Annotated in this window: 18 protein-coding genes; 8 read left to right on the top strand and 10 right to left on the bottom strand. The window is 52.9% G+C overall.

All coding sequences use genetic code 11. The annotated features are described in order from the left end of the window. The first annotated feature begins 123 nt into the window (after nucleotides 1-123). The 3 genes from DSD30_RS20575 to DSD30_RS20565 are packed head-to-tail and all read left to right on the top strand — an operon-like array spanning nucleotide 124 to nucleotide 3674. A complete protein-coding gene (locus DSD30_RS20575; protein ID WP_114011639.1) occupies nucleotides 124-1314 on the top strand; it encodes a cell surface protein in 1191 nt (396 codons plus the stop codon). Between the two features lie 13 nt (nucleotides 1315-1327). Then, a complete protein-coding gene (locus tag DSD30_RS20570) occupies nucleotides 1328-2257 on the top strand; it encodes a DUF6384 family protein (protein WP_114011638.1) in 930 nt (309 codons plus the stop codon). 7 nt (nucleotides 2258-2264) lie between these two features. Beyond that, nucleotides 2265-3674, top strand: coding sequence for a hypothetical protein (locus DSD30_RS20565; protein ID WP_114011637.1), 1410 nt, complete (start codon nucleotides 2265-2267; stop codon nucleotides 3672-3674). Between the two features lie 153 nt (nucleotides 3675-3827). Here DSD30_RS20565 and DSD30_RS20560 read toward each other — a convergent pair whose 3' ends face one another. The 4 genes from DSD30_RS20560 to DSD30_RS20545 all read right to left on the bottom strand — a co-directional run bounded on the left by DSD30_RS20560 (nucleotide 3828) and on the right by DSD30_RS20545 (nucleotide 8560). Then, on the bottom strand, nucleotides 3828-4247 hold the full coding sequence (locus DSD30_RS20560) for a hypothetical protein (protein ID WP_114011636.1): 420 nt from the start codon (nucleotides 4245-4247) through the stop codon (nucleotides 3828-3830). A gap of 103 nt (nucleotides 4248-4350) precedes the next feature. Continuing rightward, nucleotides 4351-4911, bottom strand: a complete 561-nt coding sequence (locus DSD30_RS20555; protein ID WP_114011635.1) for a hypothetical protein — start codon at nucleotides 4909-4911, stop codon at nucleotides 4351-4353. A gap of 336 nt (nucleotides 4912-5247) precedes the next feature. Beyond that, nucleotides 5248-6735 carry a hypothetical protein gene (locus DSD30_RS20550; protein WP_114011634.1) on the bottom strand — a complete coding sequence of 496 codons (1488 nt, stop codon included), beginning with the start codon at nucleotides 6733-6735 and terminating at the stop codon, nucleotides 5248-5250. Next, entirely contained in the window at nucleotides 6728-8560 is a 1833-nt protein-coding gene (locus tag DSD30_RS20545) for a site-specific integrase (protein ID WP_114011633.1), read from the bottom strand. The genes DSD30_RS20550 and DSD30_RS20545 overlap by 8 nt, the downstream gene beginning before the upstream one ends. A gap of 858 nt (nucleotides 8561-9418) precedes the next feature. On the opposite strand from DSD30_RS20545, the gene DSD30_RS21675 reads away from it, so the two are divergent. Together DSD30_RS21675 and DSD30_RS20540 are read left to right on the top strand one after the other, a co-directional pair. Then, nucleotides 9419-9691: a hypothetical protein gene (locus DSD30_RS21675; RefSeq protein WP_157967807.1), complete on the top strand. Its 273-nt coding sequence runs from the start codon at nucleotides 9419-9421 to the stop codon at nucleotides 9689-9691. A gap of 179 nt (nucleotides 9692-9870) precedes the next feature. After that, the gene (locus DSD30_RS20540) at nucleotides 9871-10824 is read left to right on the top strand and encodes a hypothetical protein (RefSeq protein ID WP_114011632.1); all 954 of its coding nucleotides are present in this window, start codon (nucleotides 9871-9873) and stop codon (nucleotides 10822-10824) included. Nucleotides 10825-11564: 740 nt separating this feature from the next. Here DSD30_RS20540 and DSD30_RS20535 read toward each other — a convergent pair. After that, nucleotides 11565-12044, bottom strand: a complete 480-nt coding sequence (locus DSD30_RS20535) for a gluconokinase (RefSeq protein WP_245418567.1) — start codon at nucleotides 12042-12044, stop codon at nucleotides 11565-11567. A 22-nt stretch (nucleotides 12045-12066) separates the two neighbouring features. Further along, nucleotides 12067-12831: an SDR family oxidoreductase gene (locus DSD30_RS20530; RefSeq protein ID WP_425359479.1), complete on the bottom strand. Its 765-nt coding sequence runs from the start codon at nucleotides 12829-12831 to the stop codon at nucleotides 12067-12069. Between the two features lie 218 nt (nucleotides 12832-13049). Here DSD30_RS20530 and DSD30_RS20525 point away from each other — a divergent pair, with 218 nt between their 5' ends. The 3 genes from DSD30_RS20525 (at nucleotide 13050) to DSD30_RS20515 (ending at nucleotide 16862) form a co-directional block, all read left to right on the top strand. Next, nucleotides 13050-14081, top strand: a complete 1032-nt coding sequence (locus tag DSD30_RS20525; protein ID WP_114011630.1) for an L-idonate 5-dehydrogenase — start codon at nucleotides 13050-13052, stop codon at nucleotides 14079-14081. 112 nt (nucleotides 14082-14193) lie between these two features. Beyond that, a complete protein-coding gene (gene gndA, locus DSD30_RS20520; RefSeq protein ID WP_114011629.1) occupies nucleotides 14194-15615 on the top strand; it encodes an NADP-dependent phosphogluconate dehydrogenase in 1422 nt (473 codons plus the stop codon). Nucleotides 15616-15818: 203 nt separating this feature from the next. Next, nucleotides 15819-16862, top strand: coding sequence for a LacI family DNA-binding transcriptional regulator (locus DSD30_RS20515; protein ID WP_114011628.1), 1044 nt, complete (start codon nucleotides 15819-15821; stop codon nucleotides 16860-16862). A gap of 33 nt (nucleotides 16863-16895) precedes the next feature. Here the strand turns inward: DSD30_RS20515 and DSD30_RS20510 are convergent, their stop codons facing one another. The 4 genes from DSD30_RS20510 to pxpB are packed head-to-tail and all read right to left on the bottom strand — an operon-like array spanning nucleotide 16896 to nucleotide 19804. After that, complete coding sequence (locus DSD30_RS20510) at nucleotides 16896-17663, bottom strand: LamB/YcsF family protein (protein ID WP_114011627.1); 768 nt, start codon at nucleotides 17661-17663, stop codon at nucleotides 16896-16898. Between the two features lie 37 nt (nucleotides 17664-17700). Next, nucleotides 17701-18126, bottom strand: a complete 426-nt coding sequence (locus DSD30_RS20505; RefSeq protein ID WP_157967806.1) for a biotin/lipoyl attachment domain-containing protein — start codon at nucleotides 18124-18126, stop codon at nucleotides 17701-17703. Further along, on the bottom strand, nucleotides 18123-19121 hold the full coding sequence (locus tag DSD30_RS20500; protein WP_114011625.1) for a 5-oxoprolinase subunit C family protein: 999 nt from the start codon (nucleotides 19119-19121) through the stop codon (nucleotides 18123-18125). Before DSD30_RS20500 ends, DSD30_RS20505 begins: the two co-directional genes overlap by 4 nt. Then, the gene (pxpB, locus tag DSD30_RS20495) at nucleotides 19118-19804 is read right to left on the bottom strand and encodes a 5-oxoprolinase subunit PxpB (protein WP_114011624.1); all 687 of its coding nucleotides are present in this window, start codon (nucleotides 19802-19804) and stop codon (nucleotides 19118-19120) included. Before pxpB ends, DSD30_RS20500 begins: the two co-directional genes overlap by 4 nt. Nucleotides 19805-19938 lie beyond the last annotated feature (134 nt).

Raw genomic sequence — 19938 nt, 5'->3', positions numbered from 1 at the left:
ATTAGTGGATCGACCAGACAATCCTGAATAGTCTTCAGACAGTGAATTTTGATAGTCATTGAATTTAATCGCCGATTGACCCGGTTTACCCGCATCATCCCGAACCATATATGAGGCTCCAATATGGCCGAAATCGTCCCTAGCTCCGCTCTTCAATATCTGGACAAGGCAATGACCACCTTGAAAGATCTTGGTCTTGTGCATGATGAAACAGAAGAAACCCCGATTGTCGGTCTGCTTGAAAAGATTGCAGACATTGAGCCTGACAAGATCGCGATTATCACCCGCACCTTGCAGCAGATGAGCATTTTCAATGAAGTGGTGCGCGAGCAGGTTTCGCAAATGTCCATCGGGCAGCGCTACGAAGAGATTTCGGAAGCCTTCAATTCCATCCGTGACGATGCCAAATCCATGGTGGACCAGATTGAAGATGGCAAGATTGATGTGTTTGAGCGGGCAACCAATGCGTGGATGAAAATTTCTCGCGGCGACATTGCGTCCCGTTTTGACAAGATCAAGGATACCTATCTGGAGGTGTCCCGCGATACCAAGGCCAATATCGAACGCGAGCAGACCATCCTTGAAGCTTATCGGGATTTCCGTGGCGCCCTGAAGCATGGCGAAGTGGCCGCTTTGGAAATTCTCAAGGCCGCAGAAGGCAAACTGGACGAAGCCAAGGCTGGGCTGAAAGGTGCTTCGGATGCGGTTGCTGCCTTCCCGGAAGACGGAGACGTTGCCGGCCGGGCCAAGCTGGAGCTAACGCGTGATGAACATTTGCGCAAGGTGCAGAATGAAGAAAGCCGCTATCAGATTGCCAAGGATCTCGCCGACAATTTGACCATCAGCTACAACACCTCCGACGTGGTCATGGCGCGTTTGATGCAGACCACCAATGCCAAAGAGCGGGTCTATCAGCAGGCGGTGTCTTTCTTCTCGACCAACGAATCCGTTCTGACTGCGCTGAAGGCCTCCTTCACCGGCCTGTTTGGCTTGCATGAAGCAACCGAGACCCTGAATGAAATGAAAGAGGGTGTCTCGAAGTCGCTCGAAGTGCTGGCCGAGATTGGTGGCAAGGTGCAGGAAGAGGCACTCAAAGCAGGCTATGGGCCCACCATTCGCGCCGATGCCGTCAAGAAGCTGGTCGATAGCGTCATCAATTTTCAGGTCCGCTCGGTCGAGATCGTGGGTGAGATGCGCGAGCTTTCGACCCGCAACAGCGAGGAAATTCGCCAAGCGGTCGAGGATGGCAAGAAGCGGCTGGCGCGGCTGGCGACCGAAGGCAAGGCTCTGCCTTTGATGCTGGACGCAGAATAAGCGGACGACTGAGATGAACAAATCCAATTCTGCGCCAGCCCTCGACGAGGTGATGCTGGCCATGGATGTCGTTGACACATTGCGACACCATGAAGATGTTGCCCTTAGGGAGCTGGCTCAGGATGGTCGGGACAGCGTCCTGAAGGATCGCTTGCGCGATCTTTATGAAAGTCAGGGTCTGGAGGTGTCGGATCGCATTCTCGAAGAAGGCATCAAGGCCCTTAAGGAGAGCCGCTTTACCTATGAGCCGACACCGGCTGGGCTTTCGCGCACATTGGCTGGTCTTTGGATCCGCCGAGGCTTGATCGCAGCAAGTCTTGCCGGGCTTGTTGTGGTTGTCCTTTTGTGGGTCGGGTTTTCCGTCTGGCAGAAGGCTTCAGCCGAGCGTCAGGCCGAAGCAGCCCGGATTGAACTGAACCAAACCCTGCCAGCCGAGATCGCAAATGCGGTCAAGGTCGCAATGGCCGAGGCCCAGACAGAAGCCGCCCGCAAGCGCGTTGAGCAGTTGCAGCTGGACGCCCAAGCTGCCCTTGCACGCTCCGATGCGGTCGCCGCAAAGGGAGCGCTTGCGACACTGGACAGTGTGCGGTCAATGCTCGTTCAAAGCTATGATCTGCGGATCGTGACCGGAGCCAATGAACGCAGTGGCGTCTATCGCATTCCTGACGTCAATAGCGGGGCGCGCAACTATTATCTGATTGTCGAAGCCGTCGCTTCGGATGGCGCTTTGTTGTCTTTCCCCATTCTCAATGAGGAGACAAACAAGTCAGAGATCGTCAAAAAGTGGGGCGTTCGTGTCCCACAAGCCACCTACAATGCCGTGCGTGATGACAAGGTGGATGATGGCATCGTTCAGAAGAATATTCTGGCCACGAAGCCAAGGGGGGCGCTTGAGCCCAACTATGCCATGCACGTCTCTGGCGGTGCGATAACAAACTGGTAGAATCGTCATGCTGAGCGTTGTAGATACCCTAAATTCCATCGAACAGGCCGGGTATGGTCTGCGGGATGACGAAGACAAGATGACCCGCATCGTTGAAGCGGCATCAGACGAGCTTGCCAGCCTGCAAACAGAGCAATCCACTCTGTTCAGATCGCTGGCCAAGGTCCGCCTTGATAGCCTGCAACAAGAGCAGGCTGTCGGCGGGCTCGATATGGCCGAGCGCAAGGCGATGGCAGCAGTCGAGGCTCAAAAAGCACAACTCGCCGCACTCGCTGAACAGCTTGATCAGCTTGGCGCAGACTTGCAATCGGCGCGGGCCGAGCGGGCCGAGCGTGAGGCCCATGTTGCCGATGTGGTCAGCAGCATCCGTGATCTTGAGTCACAAACCGAGAGCCGCATGGCTGAGGATGTGGTCTGGCAAGCGCAGGATGCGAAAGCCGCAGGGGCAGAAGCACGGATGCTGGCTGCGGAAGAAAAAGCGCTGCAATCGGAGCAGGATTGCGAAGAGAAATCCAAGCCCTATCTTGCAGACAAACTGTTTGTCTATTTGTGGCAGCGGGGCTATGGCACCTCGAAATATGCTGCCGGTGGGCTCGTCCGCATGGGGGATGACTATGTCGCCCGTGTGGTCAAGTACGAGCCGGCAAGACAGAATTATTTCACCCTGACCGAAATTCCCAAACGCCTGCGCGAACATGCCGATCGTCTTAAAATCGAATTGGAAGAGGAAGAGGCCAAACTGGCGGCATTGGAACGGGCCACTCTGGAAGCTGATGGCATTGCGAGCAAGGAAACCGCGCTCACCGAGGCAGAGCAGGCGCTTAAAGCCACTGAGGACCAGATCCTTGCGCTGGAAGATGAACTCAAGACACGCTCTGAGGACCGGGCGGATCTGTTGGCGGACCATCCAGACTCCGCGCTTTCCAAGGCTCTGTCCGATCTCGCCCAATCTTTGCAAAGACAGGAACTGCGCACCTTGTTGCATGATGCGCTTGATACCCCAACGAGCGAAGATGACCAGATCGTGATGCGCCTGCAGTCAATCGAAAAGGCAATCGTCAAGAAAAAGCAGGAAGTGGACAAGGCCCGGCAGACCGCTATGGACATTGCCCGCAAGCGTGCGGAACTTGAACGCTCTGCCAATGACTTCAGGCGCGAAGGCTATAACCGCCGGGGCGGCGGCTTCGCCAATGATCAGCTGATCGGAGATGTCATTGGCGGCATTCTCAAGGGAGCACTGTCGTCTCGGGAACTGCGCGATGCTCTTCGCAGCGGCTATCGTCAGGGGCCGGGCGCAGGGCGGCGGACTCGCCGCGGTGGGGTCCATGACACGCTCGGAGGGACCATGGGCGGCCATTGGGGCGGCACCTTCGGCGGCTCACGTGGTGGTGGTTTTAAAACGGGCGGCGGCTTCTGATCTTCTTCGGCCTTTCAAGAAGGGTCGCGATTGCCTGTCCGATTGATTAGTGAAAGCCAGATATTGTTATGTGAAATGGCAAAAATCTGAAAAGGCCGTACAAGCCTGCCGCCAAGAAAGCGGCAAGGCTTGTCCGTAATCAAACTTGATGATTCACCAAACACGAGGTGATGGAGGTTCATCCTTGATGCGGATTTGTCTGATGGCACGCTCAGCAGCCAGCGCATCTGCCACATAAAGGGATTTGTTATAGGCATTGAGCAAAGTTTGGAATGTATGGTTTAGCGACCGTTTGCCTTTGTGATCGAAGTCATAACGGGGGATGTGTTCGGCGACTTTATCGATGGCATCTCTGAATTCATCATCTAGTACACGCCAGTTCGAGATGGCGTTTTTCAGCAGCTTTTTGCTATCTGCGATCTGTTCGGGGTCTATGTTGCCATCGGTCTCGATTTGACGGATCGCCAGTCTTGCCCACTCGACCGCGTCGATGGCGATTTCCTTGAGCCGAAGCAGGTCATGCAGCTCGGATGATGTTTCCAATTCAGGGCAATGTTCTGTTTGATTGTTCATGATGGTTTATTCCTAAATCTATAGTGACTGGGGATTGGGTGCCTTCAAGCAGGTCCGGTCCTTAACCTGTAAGGACCGGATAGGTTTTACATTGCGGTTTGGTTTATCGGCCAAGGTTCTGTTTGATAGCCATAGGCGCCAGAATGGCCGGGCCTGAACGGTTCGAAGCAACGCTATGGGTTGCGGATTGAAGTTTTCGTTTGCGATCAGAACGACGTATAGTCTTCATGTCGGAGAAGGCCTGAAGGCGAGCTCTTACATTATTGAGGTAATGACGTTCTTCGCCGACAAGCCGCCCGATTATCGGTGTGCCGGTTGAATTCAAAACGAGGCCTTTGTTCGATACCGAGACAAGAACAAGACCACGACAGTTGAAAATCATGGGTTGCTGTAAGCCCGCAGATTTCAGAGCTTCGGAGCGGGCAACAAGGATTTCTTGTGAGCGATGTGGCAATTTGCCAATGGCATTGCCCGGAGCCAATGTCATGTATCGCGCACCAACAATGTCATTTACATCGACGACAAGCCATGGATGGCCATGGGGTGTCTGTTGTCCGATGTCATAGCGACGGGACGGAAGATCAAAGGCAACGATGTTCGCCCAGTTGATGGTTGCTGGCCAGTGGTTTGTTTGGGAATCGAAGGGATTGATTGCAGTGGTCATGGATGTCTCCGGTTTGGTTGAGAATCTGACACCTGCTTCTTCTTGTTCTTTTCTCCTTGGAGGGGAACCTGATTGAGCGCGGCGTCACAAGGACTGCTGCGTGAAACCAGGTTGCCTGCTTTGGGGTTGCTCAGTGTTTTTTGGGAGAGAGTGTCGAGAGAGTGAACGTCTCTTGACCCCGCGCGGTGGCGTGAGGAGGACGAGTTATGGAAAGCAATGTTTGGCAATGCCGTTTTTGCCTGGATGTGTCATCCGGTTTTCGACCGTAAAAAGCCCCCCTTGCAAAGGACGTTGCAAGGGGGGCTTTGTTTGATTGGATTGCGATGGAAACGTAAGTTACCTGGTGTTTTCGCCTTTATCTCCTTCCACCGCATCCTCGTCTGGCGACGACAAGGTATTTGCCACCAATTGATCCATCAATGATTGGGATTCTAACATTAGGGCATCACTCAAGGCGTCAGCCTGATAGGCCAGTCTGGTTTTGACATCGCGTTGGGCACAGAGCGCCATTGCGATGGCAACGCCTTTTGCACCGCGTTTGCCAAGCTCGGTATGAGCCATCGTTCGTGCGATGTGATCGCCAGTTCCGAAGTGTTCACGCCAAACCTTGGACGGTCGCTTTTTGACATACATTTTACCCAAATGATCGTGAAACACAGGGGCTTTTGCAGCAATCAGTCTCTGTCTTTCTTGATTGAGCCATCCGGCTCCGACTTCGGGGTTGACCTCGTCAAACACCAGAATATCAAAGAATTTGTTGAGTTTTGGGTTTAGCGGTGATCTGACCGGCTGACCAGTTTTGTTGGTGGCCACACTGATTTTATATTGGCCTGTTTCGGTGTCATAGGTGATGTCGTCACCCCACCGCAACAAGCCATCTGTTATGCGCAGTGGTATAAAGAGCCAAAGCGCGATGATTGCAGCCTGATTGCGCAACTTGTTCTTTGTCTTTCGATGTGTGGCAATTGAGCTGTCCTTGAGGAGCTGGCAAGCAAGCCGATAAATCTCCTTATAAGAGGGTAAGCGTTCATATCGGCCGAATTTCTGGGGGCTTTCTGCGGCCGCATCGCCTTCGTGTTTGTTGATATGCTTATTAAAGTCGGCCAGAATCTGAGGGTTGATGCCAAGCTCTTTTCCAAACTGGCGTAATCGCATTGTTGCGGTTTGTAAGGTACGGGCACGGTACCCCTGATTCTTATAAGCGGCTTCTTCTGCAGACGGAGCTCGATCTTTTTTCGTCTGTTCAAGAATGCGTACACCCGCGGCATCGATGACGACCGGAACGCCTGCGGTTTTGAGGGTCCAGACATACTCGCTGATGACATCTTGCATATTTTCCAGCAAACTCTCTGAAAATGCTCTGCCGCCAGAAGGGCGATGACCATTTTGCAACTGGGCCCAGGTTTGCAGCCATGGGACGGGCCATTCCGTCACAGGGCTTCGAAACTTTGCTGGCTTTCTCTTCGCCTTTTTTCGCGGTTTCCTGTGGGCCTTGTCATATGCAATCGTCTTTTCGGTGATCGCTGCCTGCAGGGCCGGACCAATGACCGGATGACCGGAAAACAGGATGTTGAACGTCGTTCTCAAGGCAAACAGCGTATTTGGCGGCTCGTGCTTTGCCGAATAATCTAAAAAGGTCTGTTTGGTGATGACGCTTATTCCGTGGAGATGAGTGAAGCGCAAAAACTTGGCAAATCGCTTTTTGTGTCCATCGTCCAACTGACCGAATGTTGGCATCGTCTCATAAGGAGCGAGCAACTCGTCATTGGATGGGGTGTTCGCTGCTTCTGTGTTCAATTTGACTTTTTTGTTTCCATTATTCATCGATCATCTCCGCAATCAGTTCTTGGCCGGCTTGCATCTGTTCCACTTCCTCGATCCATGCGTAATAGGTCAAAACCGTATTGACCGTATCGCCGAGGCGCTTTGCAATGACCACGATCTTTTCGGGATGTGCCCGAAGTAAGAGTGACGCCTGCCCATGGCGCATTTGTTGAGGAGTCATGGGCAGGTTGAGGACCGTGCGTGTGTAGAGAGAATAACGTTCGCTAAAATAGCTCTCATCCATTGGCTTTGTGGCACTTTCCGGTGCTGGAAAGAAATACGGGTTGTTTGCCGCGTGCTGATACAAGGGCCTGATGGTCTCAAGATACCAGTTCAAGACTCCCAGATAGTCCTGTTTGCCCGGGTGTATCTCAACCTTGATGCCCTTTTTGTTTTTGACTTTGCCCGGCGGGATCCTAAGCTTTATGGGATCCTTCTTGCTCTTGGGCATCATGATATGCGCATCAGTGCCATGAAGTGTTAGGCCCATGGCATTTTCGCAGCGGATTGGTGCTCCGCCGATTTCGATGGCGCAAAAGGCCGCGCAAGTACCGAGCCAGCGGTATGTCACCAGTTCATTCTTCGTCAATGGACGCCCTTGTGCACTGGCTACCGTTTCCATTTCCATGGCAGCATCCTGAAAGGCAAATGGTGAGTTGAAAAATCGCTTTGTGAGGGGGGTGGATTCAAACAAATTTTCACAAAACCGCTTATTGGCTTCGGCCATTTCTTCTTCGGCATCTTTGCCCTCAATCAGGATAGGATTGTTTTTAAGTGCCTTAGTAAATTCTTTAAGGGCATTCGGGTCCGCGTCCAGTTCATGGAGGACGCGTTTGTACTTATTGAGGTATTTTCTCGCGGTCCGTGGTTGGATCTTGCGATTATCGCCTGCTGGCAACTGACAGCGGGCAACCATCAGATTGCACATTTCAGTAATCACATCGCCGCGGGTGAAAATAAGATCCCAAGGTTGACTGGTGTCAGTTTCGGGATGCACATTGAGGTACGTGCGCGTGATGGAGTTCATCGTCGAGTTGAAGAGGGTTTGCGTTTCGGGGCTGCGACCGGCAAACTCCTTATCTATAGGATCGAAATCCTCATCAGCCAACACCGCATAAATCGCTTCAAAATCTTCCTGCCAATGTGGCGGGATAGGCTCTTGCTGCTGACGCAAACGGCTGGCTGAAAAGTCGATGCTGCCCAGAGGCAGATGGGGGCGAGCAAAATCATATTCGCGGAGCTTGTCAAGAAACGCCATGGCTCGGCGATAGGAATCCCGCATGCGCGTCGGGCATTTAAGATACAAACGATTGGCGATGTCGCCGGTGATGGCCTGTGGTTGGACATTTTCAGTTCGCATGAAATCAGCAAGGCTTCGAACCGCAACAAAATTCGTTTTGCGATAAGCATCCAGTTCCGGGATATCCGGTGCGTGGCAATCAAGCGCATCAAGCAAATGATACCAACCATCTTGCTGGGCACGTGCCTCTTCAAGGGCTTTATAGACGCCCAAGAAATCCTTGAGGGCGGCCTGAAGGCGACGGCGAAACTGACGGTAGGCTTCTGGGGTGGCCCACCTGCTTGGATCAAAGCCATCGAGGGGGAAGGTGATCTCGACAAGATCCAAAGAAGCCTGGATAGATGACAAGGGCTTGTTCCGAATGAAGCCGGCCCGCTTGATCGCAGATGCATAACGCGCCTTGTTCTCGTCACTGAGGTCTGTTCGTTCTTGCAAATGTGCAAGCAGATCCTCAAGTGTTCTGGGTTTGGGTTGATCCTCTTCAGATACCGATATTGGCAGGGGCAGATCTAATAAGTTATTCATTTATCTTTACTTTCCATGGTTTGAGTGTGGTAGTTCAAATGCACTTCCGATCGCTTAAGTGCATGCAGGACACACACAACACTGAATTTACCTGTTTAAGACGAGAGTTTTTCATAAAGTTAACCTTAGGTGTTTCCAGTTAGAGGGGCGGGCATCACGGCAAAAAAGAGCAAGTGACCGCGGCCCGAAAAAGCAAATAGGGCGATCCCGCTGGAACGGAAATTTTGCTTCGGTTAAATTTATAAGGGAATGCGCGTAGTTTAACGAAGGGGCTGGACAGGTAATGGCGCTCGATAGGTGGTAATGCGAACGCCCGTCTTGGTTGATGGAAAATAAATCGAAAGAAATTTGCAAATCCGTTTGGGTTGTCCTGCCATTTGCCCTATTTCCCAAGGTTAAGCTATTTTTGACAGATCATGTCTAGTTAAAATCGGAATTTTTGGCTCGATGCTGACCAACAGGACAGTATTGACAGGATTGATTGTCTATTTGCAGTGCTTTAGATGAACCAAAGAAGGCACGAAGACTGAAACTTCTATGATAATTATCAGGAAAAGTGTCGCGCAAGTTGGCTGAAATCTGCGATTTTTTCCATTTTATCTCTACGAACGCTAAAAAAATCACGAGTCCGTTTGGGTTTGATCCAAAATCGCCATAGGTCCTTGATGTAGGCCGGTGCATGACGTGGCGCTGGCCCTGATCGCAATCCTGCGATCAGAGATGGGATCTCGGCGTTATGGCATCGCAATTCTCAACGACTAATTTGGAGAGAGTGCCAATCCATGGCAGGCAGCCCGGCTGCCAGTCGTGGATGCTGTCCAATGCGGCCCAGCAGATGCCTTGCATGGATGGTCTGACATGACCTCATTATGCGAAATAGGTCCGAAATGCGGACTATCCGATCTCAATAGAGCAACAAAAAGCCAACCCCAAAGTGAAACGGAGATTTATCTGGCACGCCTGCGTTCCGCTCGCGAGAAGGCAGCCATGTTGATTGCGGATGGCGAAGAATGGCTGTTACCCCATTTTGAAAGGATCCACGCTGAGATCGAAAAGCTCGAAGACAAGCAAAAGCGACTGAATCTTGCTCTTGAAATCGCCCGCCAAGCAAAGGAACGGGGCGCGTATTGATGAGCTCGATGCTGTCAAATCGTCATTAGATGAAAAAAGTGACTAATTTTTTCCGGTACTCTGAAATCCGCCCTAATTCCCAATCGGGGCTTCTGCGCGAAGAAATGTGATCTGCAGCGATCACGCTCAAAGCCTCAGTGTAAAACGAGTAATCGGTAATGCCGAGGAATAGGGTTAATATGAGTGACAAGAATGAGACTTATGGAACATATAATGATGTGCCGGTGTTGATGCAGCATCTTGACGATGCACTTTTGCAGTTACCAGAAACCTTTGATACCGCAGATTTCGTCCAGGCCCTTGCGGATGCTGGACAAAAAGGTGCCGACGATGAAAAGGTGCATCAACGCCTTTTGCAGCAATGTAAGCGTGACGGCAAGATCAAGGCTGGCACGAAAAAGGGCAAGTGGCAAAAAGCCAATGGCTTCAAAACAAGCAGACCTGGCCGCATGACGACAATCGTCATGGTCTTTTCAGTCGCTGTGTGCATGTTGATCTGGGTGGCTCAGATCGCAATCAATGTGCGCTTTGCCTGGGAGATTGCGGGTTCAGATTTCTTTTTTAGGTCAACACTAGTGGCAATTATGGCGGCTCTGGATCTCGGTCGTCCCTTGTTTGTCGCCAAAGGTATAAATCTCGTCTCAAGGCACCTGTGTGGTCAGGCAGTGCCTTACTTCGTGATTGGCTTCATGTTGGCATCGGTGTCATTTTTGTGCTCGAGTTCAATGTTGTCTGCTTCATTTGCGCAAGGGCAACTGATCAACAGCCGGATTGACCAAAACCAGGAAAAAATCGAAAGTCTGAAGGCTGACGTCAAAGAATTCCGCCTGCAAGCGATTGCCTTGCAGGCCGAAGCGGACGAGGAATGTGCGCATGGAGGGTGTGGCCCCAAAGCCAGAAAACTTCAAAATGCAGCCGAGGTAGCAGAATTACAGGCAAAAGACGCACAGAGCCAACTTGATCAAATGTCATCGAAATTGGAAAGGCCGCCGCAAATGATTGCAGGTCTGGTTCTTGCCTTCGAAGACATGCATCTTTATGGCGATAGCCATAAAATGCGACTGCCTTATTTGTTGGCTTTGGTCATCGAATTGGCCGCGCTTTTTGGCCCCGGCCTGCTTTTAAGGCGATAATCGATTTTCCGCTGACTGAGTGAAGCCCCTGTGGCTCTTATATTGCCCGTTTCTGGCGAAGAGAGGGCGATATAAGAGCCATATGGTTCCGTGCGGTCTGACGAAATACCGTGACGAAGGTCTTTCTTGAACACTTGTCTTTCCCGCGTAAGACCATTTTTGGATGGCGAAATCCTGACCTTTCCATCAGCTGCCTATCATTTGAGCACATTTTGCGAAGGCGAAAACAGTCAACGCTTTGGATTGTGTTCTTTGTTACCATCAACGCCGTCATCACTTCCATCACAGGCTGATCACGCGCATTTTCAGCATGCATCAAGATGCTGATTGACTAATTCTATCCCCACTTTGCACTGAAAAATCGCTATTTTCCAAGAAAAAACGCCGATATTGGCCGTTATTGAAAACAGCAAGACCGCAAGGCTATGTGGCGGCGGTCGCGATTATACATGCTGAAGCAGATCAAGGCCTGCCAGTCTGATGAATTGTGATCGCTGTGATGACTGTGTTGATCAATTCTCCGATCACGCCTAAATGAATCGAGATGTGTCAAAGCGACCCTTGCTGTGATTTCGCCGCTCACTTGTGTCAGGGACTTCATGAACGTTCGAAGACGAAAACGTTGAAGTGTTGAAGCTCTCTCCATCCTGCTATGTTGGAGCCGCAATTTTTTCCAAACCAAAATCAAAGTGGCCGAGTGAACCGGCCACTTTGTTCATGTTCGCGGACCAAGCGGCCATTTAGGTCAGAGCTGTGTTAATCTGATCAACGATCGACGCGATATTCTGGTCAATTGGAATTTTCAGCGCTTTTTCATCAGCTTGCGGGACTTCCAACGTCGCCAGTTGGCTATCCAATAAACTTGTTGGCATATAATGCCCCTTTCGGGCCGACATTCGGTTCAGCAGCAAGTCTCGGTCCCCATCCAGATAGACAAAAAGGACCGGCTTATTGAGTTTCTCGACAAGCAGATCACGGTAGCTGCGTTTGAGTGACGAGCAGCCACAAACAACGCTGCCGCTTGCTGTTGTTTTCTCGTTCATTGCTTCGGCCAGATTTACAAACCAAGGCCATCGGTCCAAGTCGCCCAGAGGAATGCCCTTGGACATTTTCTCGACATTCGATCTTGGGTGATAGTCATCGGCATCCATGAAGGGAAGGCCATAGAGCGCCGCCACCTTTTCGCCAATCGTGGATTTGCCGCAACCGCAAACGCCCATAACAATGATGATGGGCAATGGCTTAGAGTGAGACTGTGATACCGCCATCGACATACAGAATGTGTCCATTCACAAAAGAGGAGCCTTCGGAGCTGAGGAAAATACAAGCGCCAACCAGTTCGCTGACCTCGCCCCAGCGCCCGGCTGGTGTGCGATTGCTCAGCCATGCAGTGAATTCTTCGTCGGCCACAAGTGCGGATGTCAGTTCGGTTTTGAAATAACCGGGGGCCAAGCCGTTGATCTGAAGGCCATATTTTGCCCAGTCAGTTGCCATGCCCTTGGTCAGGTTGGCGACGGCTCCTTTTGATCCGGTGTAAGGGGCAATGGAAGGGCGAGCCAAAGAGGTCTGGACCGAACAAATATTGACGATCTTGCCCGCCTTGCGTTCGATCATATGTTTGGCAACGGCCTTTGAAACATAGAAGACCGAATTGACATTCAGCTTCATCAGAAAATCGAACGCATCGACGGGAAACTCTTCCAGCGGCGCCCGATGTTGCATGCCGGCATTGTTGACCAAGATATCAATGGGGCCAATGTCCGCCTCGAAGCCGTCGATTGCTTTGGCGACCAGTTCTGGATCGGTTACGTCAAAGCCAAGTGTGTGCACCGTTGCACCGCGGTCGTGCAACGATTTGGCTGCTTTTTCAAGCCGCTTTGGGTCGATGTCATTGAGAATGACTTCGGCCCCAGCGTCTGCAAGGCCGTTGGCCAATTGAAATCCGATGCCCTGTCCAGATCCGGTGACCAGTGCCTTCTTGCCTTTCAGGCCGAATAGTCTGTCGATATTCACCACAACTCCCTTTCCTGCTTCAAGTATAAAAATACACTTGCATGATGATATGATAACGTTATCATACAAAAGAAATCATGATGTCAAGTCTCTTGCTGTGCGGTTGATACGCTCAGGGCCTGATGTGGCGAAGAGGATTGGTGGGATCTGAGTCTGTGTGTGTTGCAAGTGGAACGGCCGCATGGCGAGAAATGTTGAATTGGGAGTGGAAAATGAAATCCATCATCTGTTATGGCGCAAAGGATATTCGCCTGGAAACTACCGAACTGGGTCAGGTCGGTGCGGACGATGTGCTGGTTGATATTGCGGTTGGTGGCATTTGCGGCTCTGACCTTCACTATTACAATCGTGGTGGTTTTGGCGCGGTCCGCATTCAGATGCCGATGATCCTTGGGCATGAAGTGTCTGGTATCGTGCGTCAGGCGGGGGATGCTGTTGCCAATGTCAAAGTGGGGGATTTGGTTGCGATCAATCCTAGCCTCCCTTGTGGTGATTGTGCCTATTGTCGGGCGGCTATGCACAATCAATGTATTGATATGCGCTTTTATGGCAGTGCGATGCGCATGCCCCATGTGCATGGTGCTTTCAGCCAGAAGGTTGTTGCTAAAGCAAAGCAATGCTTTGCTTTTTCGAAAAGCAGTAATGTGCATGAGGCTGCCTGTGCAGAGCCATTTTCAGTGGCGTTGCATGCGGTTAAGCGCGCTGGGAGCCTGATCGGCAAGCGGGTGCTGGTGACAGGTGTCGGTCCCATCGGCATGATGGTTGTTGCTGCTGCAAAACTGCATGGTGCGATGGAGATTGTTGTCACGGACATTGTTGATGGCGCTTTGGCGCGAGCACAAGCCATGGGGGCGGATCGTGCGATCAATGTGGCGACTTCGGGTGACGAGCTGGATGTTTATGCGCGGGGTAAGGGCTATTTTGATGTCTGCTTCGAATGCTCCGGCAACCAGTCAGCCATTGTTTCGGCCTTGGATCTCTTGCGCCCCAGATCACGGCTGGTGCAGCTCGGCCTCGGTGGGGATGTGACCTTGCCGCAGAATGTTGTGGTTGCCAAGGAAATCGAGCTATGCGGTTCCTTCCGCTTCTTCGAGGAATTCGCCTGGGCTGTTGAATTGATCGATTCTGGTCGTGTCAACTTTACGCCACTTCTGACTGGCTGCTTCCTGTTGGAGCAGGCGGTTGATGCATTTGAGGCTGCATTGGATCGTAATATTTCCATGAAAGTTCAAATAGAGTTTTGAATTTAAAGTCTATAAGGAAACCATATGACACCACATATCGATGATATTCAAAATGATATCGATAACATATTATGACTATATCAAGGATATGTGGTGATTAGTCGAGGTGATTATGGAGCGTAAAAGCATCGGTATTGTTGGCTTGGGTGTGATGGGGCGCAATCTGGCACTGAATTTTGCCGAAAAGGGATATTTCGTCGCCGCCTTCGACCCGTGGCCAGAGGCCCGCGAAAGCCTGACGGCGCAATTGCGCGATAAAGAAGCGCCGGAGCTGGCGGACAATATCTTTCTGGCGACCAGTGAAAAGGCGCTGGTCAATGCCCTAAAGCCCCCCCGCAGTTTGCTGCTGATGGTCAAGGCTGGCGAGACCGTTGACCAGCAAATCAATGCCTTTGCTTCCCTGCTGGAAGCCAATGATTGTCTGATCGATGGTGGCAATTCGCATTTCGAGGAAACGATCCGGCGCGAGAAAAATCTTCGCTCCTTGCGGCTGCGCTTCCTCGGGCTTGGCATTTCGGGTGGCGAGGAAGGCGCGCGTCATGGTCCGTCCATGATGGCTGGCGGTGATCCCACGGCCTATGGCAATTGTGCTGAGATGCTGGAAGCCATTGCGGCCAAGTTCGATCAGTCCCCTTGCTGCGCTCTGGTGGGCAGCGACGGGGCAGGGCATTTCGTCAAGACCGTTCACAACGGCATTGAATATGCGATCATGCAAATTCTGGCGGAATCCTATCTGGTCATGCGTGATGTTTTCCGCCTCGACAATGAATGGTGTAGCCGCATTTTTGCCGAATGGAACGAAACCGCCCTGTCTTCCTATCTGGTCGAGATCACCTCCAAAGTGCTGGCGCGCAGCGATTATTTGGCAAAAGGGTCGCTTGTCGACATCATCATGGACAAGGCGGGACAGAAGGGCACCGGCAAATGGAGCTCGCAAGCCGCCTTTGATTATGGCGTGCCAGCCAACACCATCGCAGAAGCCGTTTTTGCCCGCGCTATGGCCTCAATGAAAGAGCAACGGGTTGACGCCAGCAAGCGACTTCATGGGCCAATTTGCGAATCTGCCGTTGCTGGCGATGTTTCGATCGGTTGCCTGAGGGATGCAACCCTTTGTGCGGTGATCGTGGCCTATGCACAAGGCTTATCGCTGATCGCGGCAGCATCCAAAGACCATGGTTGGCAGACCGATCTCGCCGATGTTGCAGACATTTGGCGCAGTGGCTGCGTTATCCGTGCTGATCTGCTGGATGATATTGCCAAAGCCTATCGACAGACGCCGTCTCTTGCCAATCTAATGTGCGCCGAGCCCTTTACCGAGTATTTGGCCAACGGTCAGACGGCTTGGCGCGCGATGATCAAACTGGCCATTGATCAAGGCGTACCGGTTCCGGCCTTTTCCTCGGCGCTGGCCTATTATGACGGATATCGCACAGAACGTTCGTCAGCCAATCTATTGCAGGCTCAGAGAGATTATTTCGGCGCCCATACCTATGAGCGTCTCGACCGACAAGGCAGCTTCCATACTGAGTGGTGAGCCTCTGTTTGACGTTTGATGATCGTAATGGCTTTCTCGCGGTGAGCGGGGGTGAGAAAAGCGGAAGGCACATATTTGGACCGAAATGGTCTTTTCGCGGCCTTCCGCTTTCTTGTTCCCTGTAATCAGCAGCCGCTTGTCTTCTGTTGCCATGGATGTTAGCCAACATCTTGAGACTATGCCTGTTTGGAGAGATTGCACCGATGGCTCGCCGGTCCACCAAAGCTCATGTGACGATCAAGGATGTGGCCGAGGCCGCGGGTGTTTCGCCCATGACGGTCTCGCGTGCTCTGCGCAATGTCAGCTTCGTCACCGAAGAAACCCGCCTGCGCATTCAGCAAGCGGTAGATCAGCTGGGCTACGTGCCCAACAAGGCGGCAGGCAGTCTGTCTTCCCGGAAATCGGGATTTGTCGCCATGCTTTTGCCTTCCCTGAATAACCAGCATTTGGCTGAAACCGTTCACATCCTGACGCTCGAACTGGAAAAAGCCGACAAACAACTCCTGCTTGGCTATACGGATTATCTGCCAGACAAGGAAGAAGAGCTGATTGAGACAATGCTGCGGCATCGGCCCGAAGCTTTGATCTTATGCTATGACGGCCACTCGCAAGAGGCCAGACGGCGGTTGGATAAGGTTACTATTCCAGTGATTGAATTGTGGGAGACCCCGGATGATGCGGTACAGCATACGGTCGGTTTTTCCAACTTCAAGGCAGCCTACGATATGACGCGGGCCCTTCTGGCAAAGGGCTATCAACGGGTCGCTTTCTTGGGCGAAGTCAATGACGAAGGAAGCCGCGCCGGAGCGCGCCGCGAAGGATTTACAGCAGCCATGCAGGATGCTGGACTGTCCGCCCATCGCGTCACCCATACCGCGACCATGCCAATCAGCTTGGAAGCGGCAGCGGATACATGCAACAGACTGCTGGACGCATTCCCGGATACAGACTGCATTTTCTGTGTTTCAGATCCCGCTGCCTTTGGCGCGATGAGCGCGCTGGTGGAACGGGGAGTGACCATTCCTGACCAGATCGGTCTGGCAGGCTTTGGCAATTTCGAGATTTCCCGTTTCACTCATCCGCCCATTGCAACGGTCGGGGTGGATCCGGTTCTGATCGGCAAAAAAGCCGCAGAGCTGCTGCTGCGTATTCTCGATCAGGACGGTGTTGGAAGCAGCCAGGTAACAGAGCATATCCGCCTAACACCGGAATTGATGATCCGCGGCTCAGTCACACAGTGCGATTGAGCCGCAGAGCTTCGGCGATCAGGCATCTATTGACTAGAGATCCATCTGCGAGAGTGGGGTCAGGGCATGGCCTTCATCTTGGATCAGGCTGCGGATCGTGTTGGCCAATGTCACGGATCCCGGCGTGTCGCCATGCACCAATATGGTGTGAATCGGTGTGGTCAAACGCTTGCCATTGATGGAGAGGATCGCCCCGTCATCGAGAAACTGCTTCACCCGCTGTTTAACCGCTTCTGGATCTTCGATCACCGCCCCCGGCAGGCCACGTTTGACCAGAATGCCATCATCATCATAGGCCCGGTCAGCCAGAAAGACATTGGCTGTTTTGAAGCCTTTTTTCTCGGCAGCTTTTGAAAATTCGGTATTGGCCAGACAAAGCAGGATGAGATCGTGGTTGAAGGATGCCACCGCATCGACCAGCATCTCGGCCAAAGGCCTGTCAACAAAGGCCATATTGCCCAAGGCACCGTGAAAATTCATATGGGTCATCTTGTGCCCGGCCGCGCGGGCAATGCCTTCCAGAGCGCCAAGCTGATAGATCACATGCTTTTCCAGCTCTGCCAGCTCCATATGGATGGGATGCCGACCAAATCCCAGCCGGTCCGGAAAGCCGACATGCGCACCGATATCGGCCTTGTTGGCAAGGGCCGCACGCACGCTCTTATCCATAATCACCGCATCCCCGGCATGATAGCCACACGCAATGTTGGCGGAGGTTACGATTTTCAGCAAGGCTTCATCATCACCCAGTTTGTAAGGGCCAAAGCCTTCGCCAAGATCGGAGTTCAGATCGATTTGCATGTCAATTTCCTTTCAAAGCTCTTGCCTGTCTCTGCCTTCATTGATTTGGGCGGACGGCAAAGAGTGGGCTACCCGCGGCGACCATGTCGCCATTGTCAACAAAAACCGCAGTCAATGTGCCCGCGACGGGGCTGGTGACGGGCAGCAGCATCGGGCCGATGGTCAAATAGCCCAGAGGCATGCTCGCCGGAACAGGTTGCCCCGCCAACAGAACGGCCTTGTCTGCATCGGCATGATGAAAATGCCAGATCCCTTGACTGGCAGCGCGGCACAGATGGGCGTCGGCAAGATCAGCCTCATCCAGTGCGAGGCCTTTGGTTCTCTTGTTCGGGTCCTGCAACATCACCCGCACGCGCAGGTCGCCAACCTCTACGCCAAGCGCTTCGAGCTTGTTTTGCTTGGCCCATTTAATGACCGTCTCGACATCCTGTTCGAGGTTTTCAATGTCCGATTTCTGGGTCATGCTTGAACCTCTCTTAGTGCCTTGGCATTGGCCCGAATGTCGCTCAAATAGTGTTGGCTGGCCTTCCATGCTTGCAGGGCGTCCGCATAGTCGGTCTCAACGAACCGCACATGCGTGCCAATGCGGGTCTGGGCCAACCGCCACATGTCCGCCTCGATCACGGTGCCGATCTTGGGATAGCCACCAGAGGTCTGGGAATCCGCCGTCTGGATGATCGGGGCACCGCCCGGGGGCACCTGAATGACGCCCGGAACAATGCCGTGCGAGCGCATTTCCAACTTGTCCTTGAGTTGCAGTTTGGCTCCGTCCAGCCGGTAGCCAGCCCGGCTGCTATGAGGGGTGATATGCCATTTGGTCCAAACCAGTGCGTCCAGTGACGCCGCATCAAAAGCGTCATGTTCCGCTGCTGGCAAATAGCGCAGCAGGGTGGTGTCGCCATTTGGCACCACATCTGACACAGGCGCAGGCAGTTGCAATGACGGCTCACAGACGCCAAAACCGATGCTGTCCAGAGCGGTCCTGTCAGCCGGCTTTGGGCCGAGCGGCAGGACATCGCCACTGCGCAACATACGCCCCTCCAACCCGCCAAAGGCGCATCGAAGATGGGTGCTGCGCGAGCCAAGAATGTCAGGGACATCGATGCCACCAGCAAAGGTAATATAGGCGAAGGAGCCGGACAGCAGACGATCAAGGCTCAGACACTGTCCTTTTCGCGCCAGAAAGGCCCAGTTTGGTGGCAAGGCGCGGCCATCAAGGTTCGCTGCACAATGGGCGCCGGTGATGGCGACTTCCGTCTCTTCCTGAAAGGTGATCTTGAGCGGAAAAAGCGTTGCCTCAATGCCCGCTGAACCCGGCGCATTGCCCAACAGCGCATTGCCCATTTCCAAAGCCAGACGGTCCATAGCCCCGCCAACACTGACCCCGTGGCGATAATGGCGGTCGCGGCCCAGATCCTGCACCATCGATAGGCCGACTGTATATGCAATCGAAATCATTTGATGATCCTCTCGACCCGGAAAGTCACGCTGTCTCCTGGAGCCAGTAATGTCGGATTGTCCTGATGGGGAAAGAAGAATTCCGTATCTGTATGACCCAGCGTGTGCCAGCCACTGGCTCCAGCCGAAGCGGACACCGCGGTCTGCATCCCACCAATCGAGACCGACCCGGCAGGGACACTCAAAACCGGGACTTCCCGTCTCGGGACCCAAATTCGCTCATCCGTGATACCCAAATAGCCAAGACCGGGATGCGCACCGAGGGCAAAGACCGAATAGCTCTGCCCGGAATGAATGGCGACCACTTCGTCAATGGTCAGGCCAGTCAATTGCGCAGCATCGTGAAGATGCGGGCCCAATTCGCCGCCATAGACAACCGGAATCTCGACGGTCTTGCCTTCTATGTCCCAGCTTTGCGCCTTCTCCCAAGCCTGCAGCACCAAGCCTTTATAGCGTTCAGGGTCTTCAGGGGGCGTGCTAAAGGTCAGCATCAGGTTGGTCATACCCGGAATGGCTTCCTTCACGCCGTCCCATTGCTGAAAGGTGTCGGCCAAGGCCCAAATGCGGCGCTGGCTCGCAAGGTCAAAAGCGCCCGCCGCCTCAAACAGCAGGGCGCTGGTCCCAAGCAGGCTTACGGAATCCCGTTCCTTCGGTCTGCTGAAAGTTTCGTTCTTTTTGCTCATAGGCCGGAAACCTGCTGTCCCGTTTATAGGCTGTTGCCCTGATCTTCTTCTCGGCTTTGTGGCTGCGGCTGATGCCAAGGCAACCTCATGTGACGCCACAAGAATAAGGGTAAGCCCCAGAGACGCTTTGCGAA

It is taken from the genome of Cohaesibacter intestini (genome assembly GCF_003324485.1).
Lineage (GTDB): Bacteria > Pseudomonadota > Alphaproteobacteria > Rhizobiales > Cohaesibacteraceae > Cohaesibacter > Cohaesibacter intestini.
The sequence above is the reverse complement of the archived record's forward strand: the minus strand, read 5'-3'. Positions and strand labels throughout refer to the sequence as shown.